The sequence below is a fragment of the Larkinella sp. VNQ87 genome, from assembly GCF_049445795.1.
Lineage (GTDB): Bacteria > Bacteroidota > Bacteroidia > Cytophagales > Spirosomataceae > Larkinella.
This window is the reverse complement of the sequence record NZ_JBMSDT010000002.1, coordinates 25,220-38,576: the sequence shown is the minus strand read 5'-3', so window position 1 is coordinate 38,576 and position 13,357 is coordinate 25,220. Positions and strand designations below refer to the sequence as shown.

Sequence of the window (13,357 nt, the reverse complement as noted above, 5' to 3'; positions counted from 1 at the left end):
GCCGGGAAAGTACGCAACCGCCGAAATCGTCGTAGCTTTGGCGAAACATGACCGTTATGCGTATTCCTCAACCTGTTCTGATTTTTCTTCTTTTCGGTGTTTACGGTTTTTTCCGAATAGCCGCCAGCCAGGCGCAGCCCTTGACGTCTTCAATTCGCCTGAATCAGATCGGCTATTACCCGAATGCGCCGAAAGTCGCCATTGTCGTCGGTGATGCTTCGGGCGACTTTCAGATCACGACACCGGACTTGAAAAAGGTGGTTTTTCGGGGAACGCTCAGCCCCGCCCGGACCAACGCCATTTCCGGAAAAACCGCCCGGACGGCTGATTTTTCGGCGCTAAAAACCGCCGGTACGTTTGTGATCCAAATTCCGGGCCTTGGCCAGTCGTATCCGTTTGAGATCAAAAAAGACGTTCACCGCGCCGTAGCCGCCGGATCACTGAAAGGGTTTTATTATCAGCGGGTTTCTACCGAACTGCCCGCCCGGTTTGCCGGACAGTGGGCTCGCCCGGCGGGCCATGGAAAGGAAGATACGCAGGTGCTGGTGCATCCGTCGGCGGTTTCGCCGGGCCGTCCGGCCGGAACGGTTCTGTCGTCTCCGAGGGGCTGGTATGATGCCGGGGATTACAACAAATACATCGTCAATTCGGGCATTACGATGGGTACGCTGCTGTCGCTGTACGAAGATTTTCCGGCATTTTGCCAGACATTGAAAACCGATATTCCTGAAAGCGAAAACCGCCTGCCCGATATTCTGGACGAGTCGCTCTGGAACCTGCGCTGGATGCTAACGATGCAGGACCCGGCCGATGGCGGGGTGTACCACAAACTAACGAATGCCCGCTTCGACGGCATGGTGATGCCCGACAAGGCCACGAAAGAGCGGTATGTGGTCCAGAAAAGCGTGACGGCCGCGCTGGATTTTGCGGCCGTGATGGCACAGGCTAGCCGGATTTTCAAACCGTTCAATCGCGAGTTACCCGGTTTGGCCGACTCCTGCCTGACCGCAGCCAAGCGGGCCTGGCAGTGGGCCAAACAACATCCCGATGCGTTGTACCGCCAGAGCGTGATGAACGAAAAATTCGACCCGGATGTCAGCACCGGCGAATACGGCGACCGCGACGCCAGCGACGAGTGGATCTGGGCGGCTTCAGAATTGTACGTTACGACCCAAGACGATGCCTATTATTCGGCGGTCAACCTGTTTCCGGACGAGAAAACACCCCTGCCGTCCTGGGCGCAGGTTCGGTTGTTGGGGTATTACACCCTGGCCCGGTTTGAAAAAAGCCTGACGGCTGCGGGGAAAAAAGATTTTCCACAACTCAAGCAACGGCTGACTGGTTTTGCCAACGAACTGCTTCTCGATGTCGACAAACAGGCTTACCAGACCGTGATGGGAAAATCGGCGCAGGACTACATCTGGGGGAGCAGCGCGGTGGCGGCCAACCAGGGCATTGCGCTGATTCAGGCGTATCGGCTCACCAGCGACAAAATCTACCTGCGGGCTGCGCTGACCAACCTGGATTACCTGCTGGGCCGCAATGCCACCGGCTACTGCTTCGTCACCGGTTTTGGCGACAAACCGGTCATGAATCCACACCACCGGCCCTCGGTCGCCGACGGCATTGAAGCGCCCGTACCCGGATTACTCTCGGGCGGACCCAACGGCAACGCGCCGAAGCAGGACAAGTGCGAGGGCTACACGGCGACCTCGGCCGACGAGATGTTCATCGACGCGTCGTGCTCGTATGCCTCCAACGAAATTGCCATCAACTGGAACGCTCCGCTGGTGTACCTGGCCGGGGCGCTGGAAGCCTTGCAGGCGAAGCAGTGAAGCTGTTGCCGAGCCATCCGGTTTCAGGTCTTGGCCAAATTAGTAGTCAGTTTGGTCGCTTCCGGTTTTCTTTCAGAAAGTAAGCCAGTGGTCGCTTACGCTAAAAAAAGAAAAAACCCGACCAGCGGTCGGGCTTACTTTAGGTTGTATTCAGAATCGGTGGTTAATTGGCTTTCAGTAGCTTAATTGTTTGGACCTCACGGAGCGTGGCTACCCGGAGCAGCAGGACACCCGGAGCGGTCTGGTGAACCGGGAGCTGTTGCCGTTCGATGGCCCCCGCCGATTCAACGTGCCGTTCAGCGACGGTCCGGCCCTGAAGGTCGGTGAGCGACAGCCGCAGCCGTTCGCCTTCCGCGCCCCGCACCTCCAGCGTTACCTGATCGCCCTGGATCGGATTGCCCAGCACGACGACTTCGAACGGTTTTGGCGTCTCGGCCGATTCGGGTGCCACGCGGCTGCCGTTGGGGCAGGTCAGGTTTTTGGGTGCCCACTTGAGCGTGTAATTGCTGTTGTAGACCTTGGCACTGATCGAATACGTCTGCCCGTTTTTCAGGCTCTGGGGCGTCGGGAAGCTGTAGGCGTGGACGCCGTTGCCCTTGCCCGCATCCTTCAGATCCTGCCGGAAAATGTTGGCGTCGACGGTGCCGATGGAGTTGCCGTTGGCAAAGAATTCAACCTTGAGGACGGTATTGGGCTTGTTTTTGTCCCAAACCCAACCCCGAATGCTGCTGCATTCCACTTTATCGAGGTACCCTTCGAAATTTCCGCTCACGACCGGTCCCGGATCGCCCGGATTCGGATTGTTAACGACGGGCTGTACGATGACCGTTGCACTCGACGCGGGGCTGACACAGCCGCTCACGTTGCAGGTGGCCGAGTAAACGAAGGTGCCGGTGACCGAAGTCGGGACGGTGATGTTGCCGGTTCCGGAAGCATTGCCGGGGCCGGTCCAGTTGAGCGTGCCGGTGCAGTTCGAAACCGTCAGGACCACCGCCGGAGCGTTTTGGGTAACCGTCACCTTGTTTTGGCCGTTCGACCCCAGGTTCGGTGCGGGTGGCGCAACGCAGGGGTTCAGTCGGAACAGGTGTTTGGAACCGTTCGGACCCGTGGCCGCGAAGTAGAGCACGCCGTTGATCGGCGTCAGTTCATACGGCGAAGCGTCTGCCGCGCCGGGGTTGAGGTCGCTGATCAAAACCGTCCCGGCTTCGGTGCCGTTGCTTTTCCAGAGTTCAAAACCATTGGCGGCCGTTTTGGCGCTCATGTACAAAACGCCCCCCATTTCGGCGAAGCTCGTGGGTTCAGAGGCATTCTGACCGGGGTCAATGTCTTTCACCAACACCGTCCCGGCCGCGGTGCCATCGGTTTTCCACAACTCGCGGCCGGTGTCGTAATAATTGGCCGTAAAGAAAATCTGGTTACCCACGACGGTCAGAAAACCGGGGATGCCGTTCGCATCCGGGCTGGGCCAGATATCTTTGAGGAGCGTCGTTCCGGCCGCCGTTCCGTTGCTCTTCCAGAGTTCGGTTCCGGAGTTCGGAGCATACGCTTTGAAATAGGCGGTTCCGTTCAGATTGGTAATGAACGACACTTCGGACGGAGAGGCTCCGGGATAAATATCCTTCACCATCACGGTTCCGGCCGATGTGCCGTCGCTTTTCCAGAGTTCGCTGCCCGTGGCCGATTGCCAGGCCGCAAAGTAAAGGGTGCCGTTGATGTTGGATGGATAGGCCATGTTCGACCCGTTGACACCCGGATTGATGTCTTTCACCATCACTGTCCCGAAAGAGGTACCATCGCTTTTCCAGAGTTCCGCCCCGTTGGTGCCGTTGGTGGCTTTGAAAAAGAGCGTGCCGTTGACGTTGATCAGGTACTGCGGATCGCCGTGGGCCGAGCCATAGTTGATGTCTTTGACCAAAACCGTCCCGGCTTCGGTGCCGTTGCTCTTCCAGATTTCAGAACCGTTCGTGCCATTGTCGGCGCGAAAGAAGAGCGTCCCGTTGACGTCCGTCATCCAGGCCGGGGTGGAGTCGTAGCCGCCGGTGCGGATGTCTTTGACCATCACCGTACCGGCTGCGGTTCCGTCGGTTTTCCAGAGTTCAACGCCGTGGGTGCCGTTGTTGGCGGCAAAAAAGACGGTGTTGTTGACCACAATCAGGCGGACCGGTGACGAACCAGCCGCACCGGGGTTGATGTCTTTCAGCAAAACCGTCCCGGCGGCCGTGCCGTCGCTTTTCCAAAGCTCCAGGCCCGTCGCTCCGTCGCTGGCGCTGAAAATCAACGTGCCGTTCAGGTTGACGATTTCCGTAATTCCACCGGAAAAACTTTTGAGAGATAGAGGTTGGGCGTGGGCCGAAAAGAAGCCAAGCCAGCAACCGAATACAACAAACAAGAGGGTAAATTTTTTCATGGCGTTCAAGAGTAAATGGTGTGGAATCGTGACGAACGCCGTAAATGTAAAATGGAAAAAACCGGGGGGCGAGGAACAATGAACGATAGGGCGGTCCTGCCGAACAGCCGGTGCTATTCAGCGGATAACTTACGGGACCCGTTCGGGCGCTCAATAGCTACAAAAAAAGATGAGACGAAAGACCCGGTGTAAGCAGGCTTTGTCTCATCTCTTTCGACTTATAAATACGTTCCGGCCAGGCAAACACCTGAACGGCAAAAACCGGCTTAGGGCGTAATAGCCGGAATCCGTTGTTCGGTGACCAGGCGATTGAATTCCGGCACTTGCTGGGTGATCACCTCTTTTAGCTTGGCCAGCGAACCATCGACCTGTTTTTCCAGAGCCTCATACACGACGTACGACGACTTGGTGGGTTTGGTGTCGGCCGAGGAAACGACGGAGCTAACCCCCGCCAGCTTATCGTTCAGGCGAATCGGATACGCCAGCGCATCCTGCTGCGCTTTCGATTTGGGCTGCATCAGTTGCGATTCGAGTTTGTCGAGGGTTTCCAGCATGGGCTGCGTCACTTTTTTGAATTTGGCCGCCACCGCTGGGTCTTTCACGTCCTTCATGTAACCGCTGACCTGGTTGCGGATCTGGCGAATCTGGTTGATGCCCTTGTGGGTTTCCGATAATTTACCGTTAATTTTCGTGAGCAGGTCAAACTGGGCCTTGTAATCGGCATCCGTCAGTTTCAGGCGGGGATCTTTCAGAATTTCAATCGGCTGCTCGGCCACCAGCGAATCGCCCAGCAACAGCCGGACTTTGTACACGCCCGGAACCACTTTGGCCCCCGTGCCCCGGCCTGTCCACATGACGTTGATGCCGTCCACGGCTGTCACATCCGGATAGCGCATGTCCCAGACAAAGACGTTCATACCCGGCAAGGCCGACGCCGTGCCGGGTCTTTTGGCGGTGGCATCGTCGTAGAACTCTTTCGCGATCTTGAGCGGCTGTCCCTTTTTATCTTTGGTACTGGAGTAGGTAACGATGGTATCGCCGGAGGTGGTCATGAAGAGCAGTTTCAACTCTTTCGCCGGTTTATTTTTCAGGTAATACCGCACCAGAACCCCGTTGGGAGCGTTTTCGCCTTCGTCCAGTGCCGGTCCGCCCCGCAGGCTTTCCGCCCCGCCATCCATCCGGTAGGCCGGACGCGGTTTGAACAGATGAACCGGTTTGGTAGCCAGATTGCCTTTCGGCTGCTGATCGGCAATCTCGTGCAGGGGCGTGATGTCGTCCATGATCCAGAACGACCGCCCGTGGGTGGCGACAATCAGGTCTTTTTCGCGCTTGTGAATTTGCAGGTCGCGGATGGGGGTGATGGGCAGATTAAGGTTCAGGGGTTGCCACGACGCGCCATCGTTGAACGAAACGTAAATACCGCGTTCCGTACCGGCATACAACAAACCGGCTTTGTTGGGGTCTTCCCGAATGACGTGGCAATATTCATCGGCCGGAATGCCGGTCGTAATCGTCGTCCAGGTTTTGCCGTAATCGGTCGTTTTGAATAAATACGGTTTTCGGTCGCCCGACATATACCGTTTGGCGGCCAGATAGGCTTTCCCCGGCGCGTGGTCCGACGGATGAACGATGCTCATGATGGCCCACTCGGGCAGTTGCGAGGTCGGGGGCGTAATTTTCTGCCAGGTCTTGGCCCCGTCGCGGCTGATGTGCATCAGGCCGTCGTCCGAACCGGCCCAGAAGACGTCTTTCTCGACGGGTGACTCGGCAAAGGTGAAAATCGTCGGAAACGTTTCGGCCCCCGTATTGTCTTTGGTAATCGGCCCGCCTGTGTCGCCCTGCGTTTTCGGATCATTACGGGTCAGGTCCGGACTCAGGTCCTCCCACGAATGGCCGTAATCGTAGCTGCGGTGAAGGTGCTGCGACGTTACATACAGCGCCTTGCTGTCGTGAGGAGAAAAGACAATCGGGAAGGTCCACTGAAAGCGGTATTTCCGATCGGCCGAGGGCGCACCCATGCTGTAATCCGGGTAGACGTTAATCCGCTGGTTTTGATCCGTGGCCTTGTCGTAACGGGTAATCAACCCATCGTAACTGCCACCAAAGGTAACTTCCGGATTGTTCGGATCGGAGGTGATATAGCCCGACTCGCCCCCGGCGACCTGGTACCAGGCGCTCGGGCCGATCGAGAAATCCGTTGTCCGGCTGGCAATCCGGATCGCGGAATTGTCCTGCTGCGCGCCGTAGAGGTTGTACGGAAAGTCATTGTCGATGGAAACGTGGTAAAACTGCGCGGTCGGAATGTCGATATCCGAAAACGTTGCCCCGCCGTTGTAGGTGACTTCCGCTCCGCCGTCGTCGGCGATGATGAAGTTCTGCGGGTTTTTCGGATTCCACCAAATGTCGTGCGTATCCCCGTGGTGAACCGGTATCCGGCTAAAGGTTTTTCCGCCATCGTACGATTTCAAGGCGTTGACGTTCAGGATGATCAGCCCGTTTTCGTTCTGCGGGTCAGCCGCCAGCATCATGTAATACCAGGGGCGTTGCCACAGGTTCTTGTCTTCGTTGATCAACTGCCAGGTTTCGCCGGCGTTATCGGAGCGGTATAAACCGCCTTTGGCGTTCTCGATCATGGCATACAGCCGGTTCGAGTTGGCCGGTGAAACGGTTATTCCGATTTTGCCGAGCAAGCCCTTTGGCATACCCGGTTTGTCGTGCAGGCTGGTCCAGGTGTCGCCCCCGTCGGTCGATTTGTACAAACCACAGCCCGGCCCCCCGCTGCTCATCATGTAGCTGTTGCGATAGGCCTGCCACATAGAGGCATACACGATAGAGGGATTATTGGGGTCAAGTTCTACCACGGCAGCACCCGTGCTGTCGTTTTTCGCCAGAATGTGTTTCCAGGTTTTTCCGCCGTCGGTGGTGCGAAAAATGCCCCGTTCTTTGTTCGGAGCGAACGGATTGCCCAAAGCCGCCACGTAGGCAATGTCGGGGTTTTGGGGATGCACTTCAATGTTGCCGATGGCATCGGCCATTTTCAGGCCCAGGTGTTTCCAGGTTTTGCCCGCGTCGGTCGATTTGTAGACGCCGTCGCCGTACGAAATGTTGCTGCGAATATCGGATTCGCCCATGCCGACGTAGAGGATGTTCGGATCGGAGGGGGCGACCGTGATGGCACCGACCGAACTGGACTTGAACGTGCTGTCTGAGATGCAGGTCCAGTTGGCGCCCCCATCGACGGTTTTCCAGACGCCCCCGCCGGTCGCGCCGAAGTAATACGTCAGGGGCTGGTCGGCATGACCGGCGGCTGCCAGCGACCGGCCACCCCGAAACGGGCCGATGTTTCGCCAGCGCAGCCCGTTGAACAGGCTGTCGGAGACGGTTTTGGCGGTTGGCGTTGCGCCGGTTTTTGGTTTTCGTTGCGAAAAAGCCGGATCGGAATTTCCAAGCAGGCTCAGGACGATCCAGGCACCTGCGAGCAGGGGACGGGCCGGAAAAAAAGAAAACAATAGAGGGATTTTCATACAGTCAAGGTCAGTGTTCGGCCGTACCCCGGCGGGACGCTGGGGCAGGTTGGAGAATTACACACCGGGCACCGACCGCTCCGGATACGCCGAAGTCAGGCCGCACATAACTCCTCGACCGGAGGTAGTCGGGCCGGTATGTCCAATCAAGCAAGCTTTTGTGGTTGATCGATCCCCAGAACAGGTTGCATGCAGCTAACCTGACCATTCCCTTCCTGAATGGCCACGAAAACAACGAACCCGGCAAGGTCAATAACCAAAATGATGGATACGATATGGGTAAGAAAGTTGTCAAAGACAACTCCATACAGCCTTTTCTTTGGCTGATCTTCGAGCCATTGCTTCGAGTGCGGCTGGATGCAATGACTGCCTGTAAGACCGGTAATGACTTCGTAAACTCTGCTCAAATATTGAAATCTCTTCAACGGATGTCAAGTTTAATGGAGATTTAATTTTGTTTTTTCCTAAATATCACAGATATGAAAAACAATATAAAAGAAAAGTGCAAAATCGCTTTTGGGAAGTTTTGCTAATTTCGTGGAATACCAATCTTTATAGATATAAAGTTGCCACTTTTCGAGTCTTGGTTATTCCGCTTAATTTCTTATCTGTAACTAAACTAATAGAGCTATTTGGATTTGTGCAGTAAAAAATACTGAAAAATGGTATAATGGTAGAAAATATTATTGTACTTTTATTTTGAATTAAAATTGGTATTCTTCTAAATTTGCCAAAGAATATTCTTCGTAACTCTTCAGACTCGTAAGTGAAGCCCGGTTAAGAACGGTCTTCGTAATTTCCCTTCCACTCAAGCAAGAAAGTAGCCGTTTGGAACCGATTCAGACGGATTGTTCATTTCTAACCCGGAAATACCATGACTTCTACTTTTTTGGCCAACGTCTGCCAGTTCACTCAGCAACGACCGTCTTAACCCGGAGCGGCTGACCGTGACTCTGCGTTGATTTGCTTCGTATCCGTACCGGCCGAATAACCGCGTACCCGGAAATTGCTTAACCTGCTGTGACAGAATGGCCCCCGCTGGCTAAACCGCCAGACCGGGGAAGGTATGTCCATCGTCCACCACTTGCCGTAGTCTATCATCCCAAACTATGAAATCGACTTATGAAGCGAATTACTACTATTTTGTTTCTTGTTTTCTACGCCCATTGCCTGTTCGCTCAGGATCGCATCCTGAAAGGAACGGTCATCAGTCAGGATGAAAACGTAGGTATTCCTGGCGTAAACGTGGTGCTTAAAGGCACCTCCATCGGGACGACCACCGATGCCAACGGCGCCTATCAACTCAACATCGGAAATAAAGGCGGAACCCTGGTGTTCTCGTCCATCGGGTTTCAAAACCGGGAAGTGGTGATCGGTAACCAGACTAAAATTGACCTGGCGTTGACGTCGGATACCAAAATTTTGTCGGAAGTCATCGTGACCGGCTATGGGACACAGGCTCAGAAAACGATCACGGGTTCGATCGCTTCCGTCACCGGAAAAGCCATTGAAAACATCCCGGCCCCGAGCAGCGATCAGCTTCTTCAGGGGCGGGCTGCCGGGGTGATGGTCAGCGCCAACTCCGGCACGCCGGGGGGCGGGATGATGGTCCGGGTGCGGGGCACGACGTCGATCAACGGGTCCAGCGATCCGCTGTACGTCGTCGACGGGATTCCAATCCAATCAGGGAGCCTGTCGGCCATCGGTCTGGGAGGCAGCACGACCAACCCCATCGCCGACATCAACCCGGCCGATATTGCCTCGATGGAAATCCTGAAAGATGCTTCCGCAACGGCCATTTACGGTGCCCGGGCGGCCAACGGCGTTGTGCTGATCACCACCAAACGCGGGGCCAACAAGAAAGCAAAAATCAGCTTCGGTACCTACGTCGGTACGCAGAACCTCTGGCGCAAACCCGCCGTGGTCGACGGAACGACTTTTGAAACACTGATCAACGAAGCTTCGGTCAATAACGGGCAACGGGCACCTTACGCCAATCCGGCGACGACCATCAACACCGACTGGCGGGAACCGGTTTTCCAGAATGGCCTGCTCCGGAACCACGATCTGTCCATCACGGGCGGCAGCGAAAAAATTCAGTACCTGGTTTCGGTCAATAACTTTTTTCAGGAAGCCGTGATCCGGGGTTCTGATTTCAAACGCACCAGCGGCCGGGTCAATCTGGACTTCACACCTATCAACAAGGTGAAAGTCGGAACCAGCATTCTGTTTTCCCGGAACTTCCGAAACCGGGTTCGGAACGACGACAACATTTCGGGTGCCCTGGAGGGTTCGTTCTTTTTGCCACCGAACCTGCCGTACTATCAGGCCGACGGCTCCTACACCAAGTTTGGAACCTTTGAAAGTCCGCTGGCCGCGATTGAACACAACGACATCACCATGTCGACCAACCGCTTTCTGGCCAATGTTTACGCCCAGTACGACATTCTGCCGGGCCTGAGCCTGCGGTCGAGCTATAGCCTGGATTACAGCAACATCCAGGAGGACTTGTACGACGATACGTTTCTGAACAACGGGGCTGCCGTAAACGGCTCGGCCCGCTCGGTCAACACCCGCGACGACAACTGGATTCAGGAAAACGTCCTGACGTTCCAGCGCAGCTTCGGGAACCACTCGATCAACGCCCTGGTCGGTACCTCCGTGCAGGAGTCGGTTTTCGACCGGACGTCGGCCACGGGGCAGCAGTTCCCCAGCAACGACTTCCGGAAAATCATCTCGGCGGCTGTCCAAACCGGCACGTCGGAAGGTTCCAGTTGGGGCATTGCGTCGGTGTTTGGCCGGTTGGTTTACGATTATAAAAGCAAATACCTGGCGACGGTCAATGTTCGGCGGGATGGTTCGTCGCGCTTCGGGGTGGCCAATCGCTGGGGGACCTTCCCGTCGGTAGCGGTCGGATGGCTGCTTTCCGAAGAGAATTTTATGAAGTCGGTTTCGGCTGTCAACGTGCTGAAATTGCGGGCGAGTTACGGTTTTACGGGGAATCAGAGCGGAATTACCGATTTTCAATCCCTGGGCCTGTGGGGCGGCAACCTGAATGACCTGGGAGCCGCTTCCGGTTCGTCGGCGTATGTGAACTTGCCGGGAACAGCGCCGGTGCAATTGGCCAATCCCAACCTGAAATGGGAAACGACGGAGCAGATCAACGCCGGGCTTGATCTGGGTTTGTTGAAAAACCGCCTGAAAATTACCGCCGACTATTACGTCAAAAACACCCGCGATTTGCTGCTGGCGGTACCGGTACCCCGTACGTCCGGCTTTAACACGCTGGTGCAGAACTACGGTTCGGTGCAGAATAAAGGATTCGAACTGGGCATCCAGGCCGATATTCTGCGGGGCGGGTCCGATAAACTCGACTGGAATGCCAACTTCAACATTGCGACCAACACCAACCGGCTGACCAAACTGGCCGCGCCGTTTACGGTTTACAACCGGGACATTTACCGGTATGAAGAAGGCTACTCAATGTATTCGTTTTATTTCCACGAGCAAACCGGAGTCGACCGGGAAACGGGGGCACCCATCTTCACGGACGTGGATGGCAATGGCACGTTCGATGCCAACGTCGACCGGAAAATTGTGGGCAATGCCAATCCGGATTTCTTCGGCGGTATTACCAATAACCTGAGCTTCAAGGGTTTCGATTTGATGTTTTTCTTTCAGTATTCGTACGGCAACATGCAGTTGCACTGGAATCGGTTTTTTCAGGAACACGGTGGAACGCGCAACACCAACTTCATGACGAGCCAACTGGACCGCTGGCAAAAACCGGGTGACGAAACGATGATTCCCAAGATGACGGCGGCCAATTATTCGGGCAACCTCCGTCCGTCGCGGTTTCTGGAAGACGGCTCGTACATGCGTCTGAAAAACATTTCGCTGGGCTACAACCTGCCTTCCGCGCTGCTGAGTAAGATCAATCTGGCGAGTGCGCGGGTGTATGTGTCGGGGCAGAACGTGCTGACGTTCACGAAGTACACCGGACTGGACCCCGAGCTGACCGGCACGGCCTCCACCAACCTGACGCAGGGCATCGAGTTCTACACCATGCCGCAGCCGAGGGTGTACATGGCCGGGATTAATGTCAGCTTCTAAGCCGAAAAACGCCGTATGAGAAAGCATTCATCAAACATTGACCTCATGAAACGACTTAATCCTGTTTTTTTAGCGATAACGATCTGCGGTTTTCTGACGGCCTGTGACGTTCTGGATCAGGCTCCGCAGGCCGAAGTATCGGAAAGTGTGGCCGTCACCAACCTGAAAGGAGCCAATGCGGCACTGGCCGGGATGTATAACCAGCTTCAGGACGGCAATTATTACGGGCGCAACTTTGTCCTGATGGGTGATGTGGCGGCCGATATTTCCCAAAGCGTCGGGACCTGGGATTTTTACCGCGAAATGGACACCTACGTCACGGCCCCGGCCAACCGCGAAAATGCCGCCCTATGGACCCGTGCGTACCGGGCGGTCAACATCGCCAACACCCTCATCGAAGCCGTGCCAACGCTTTCCGATATTCCGGATGCGACTAAAAACTCCATTCTGGGCCAGGCGTATTTTATCCGGGGCCTGTCCTTTTTCGACCTGACCCGCACCTACGGCGGGGTGCCGGGCGTTGTCGGGACAGAAGGGATTCCGCTGGTCCTGACGCCTTCCAAACAGGTCGACGACACGCTGTTTCCGAGCCGGGCCAGCCTGGAAGAATCGTACGACCAGGTGGAAAGTGATTTGCTGAAGGCATTGGAAATGCTGCCCGAAACCCACGCCAACATCACCGCAACCCGGTCGCAGGCTGTGAAAGGAACCGCCCGTGCGCTGTTGTCGCGCCTGTATTTGTATACCAACCAGCCGGACAAGGTGATCGAGTACGCCAACCAGGTAATCAGCGATAGCAAGTACGCCCTGCTGGGCTCGTACGAAGCCATTTTTTCGGGTGCTTTCTCCACGGAATCCATCTTCGAACTGGCGTTCGGATCGACCGATCAGAGCGGTTTGCGAAACTGGTATTTTCCCTCCAGCCTGGGCGGCCGGGGCGACATTGCCATCCACGAAGGGTTTTACACCGAACTGACCGCCAACGCCAGCGACGTGCGGGGCAAGATGACGGCCCGCGACAACGTGGTCGGGGTGTATTATTCCACGAAGTACCAGAAAGCGGGTAACATCGATAATGTACACATCCTGCGGATTGCCGAAGTGTATCTGAACCGGGCGGAGGCCCTGGCCCAAACCGGCAACCTGACCGGAGCGCTGGCCGATCTGAACCGGATCCGGACGCGGGCGGGGCTGGCGGCTTCGACCGTGACGGGCTTGCAGCCGACCCTTCAGGCCATCTGGCAGGAACGGAAAATCGAACTGGCGTTTGAAGGACACCGGTTTTTCGATCTGGTGCGGACCAACCAGGCGCTGACCAGGCTCGTGAATGTGGTCCGGAAAAATGGCCCCCCGATTTCGTTGACCAATGCCGGTCGGCAGGTGTTCCCGATTCCGCTGGCTGATATTGATTCGAACAAGAACCTGTCTCAGAACGAAGGCTACCGATAAACCCTACTTTCTCCGAAAAACCATTGCAT

The 13,357-nt window shown here is 55.9% G+C and carries 6 protein-coding genes; 3 read left to right on the top strand and 3 right to left on the bottom strand.

The window, feature by feature from the left end:
* Positions 1-56 precede the first annotated feature (56 nt).
* The gene (locus ACO2Q8_RS02825) at positions 57-1,835 is read left to right on the top strand and encodes a glycoside hydrolase family 9 protein (protein ID WP_423343262.1); all 1,779 of its coding nucleotides are present in this window, start codon (positions 57-59) and stop codon (positions 1,833-1,835) included.
* A 163-nt stretch (positions 1,836-1,998) separates the two neighbouring features.
* Here ACO2Q8_RS02825 and ACO2Q8_RS02820 read toward each other — a convergent pair whose 3' ends face one another.
* The 3 genes from ACO2Q8_RS02820 to ACO2Q8_RS02810 form a co-directional block, all read right to left on the bottom strand.
* Positions 1,999-4,242: an ELWxxDGT repeat protein gene (locus tag ACO2Q8_RS02820; RefSeq protein ID WP_423343261.1), complete on the bottom strand. Its 2,244-nt coding sequence runs from the start codon at positions 4,240-4,242 to the stop codon at positions 1,999-2,001.
* 266 nt (positions 4,243-4,508) lie between these two features.
* On the bottom strand, positions 4,509-7,766 hold the full coding sequence (locus tag ACO2Q8_RS02815) for a WD40/YVTN/BNR-like repeat-containing protein (RefSeq protein WP_423343260.1): 3,258 nt from the start codon (positions 7,764-7,766) through the stop codon (positions 4,509-4,511).
* Between the two features lie 146 nt (positions 7,767-7,912).
* On the bottom strand, positions 7,913-8,191 hold the full coding sequence (locus tag ACO2Q8_RS02810) for a hypothetical protein (RefSeq protein ID WP_423343259.1): 279 nt from the start codon (positions 8,189-8,191) through the stop codon (positions 7,913-7,915).
* Positions 8,192-8,888: 697 nt separating this feature from the next.
* Here ACO2Q8_RS02810 and ACO2Q8_RS02805 point away from each other — a divergent pair.
* Entirely contained in the window at positions 8,889-11,879 is a 2,991-nt protein-coding gene (locus ACO2Q8_RS02805; RefSeq protein ID WP_423343258.1) for a SusC/RagA family TonB-linked outer membrane protein, read from the top strand.
* A 45-nt stretch (positions 11,880-11,924) separates the two neighbouring features.
* On the top strand, positions 11,925-13,328 hold the full coding sequence (locus tag ACO2Q8_RS02800) for a RagB/SusD family nutrient uptake outer membrane protein (RefSeq protein WP_423343257.1): 1,404 nt from the start codon (positions 11,925-11,927) through the stop codon (positions 13,326-13,328).
* Positions 13,329-13,357 lie beyond the last annotated feature (29 nt).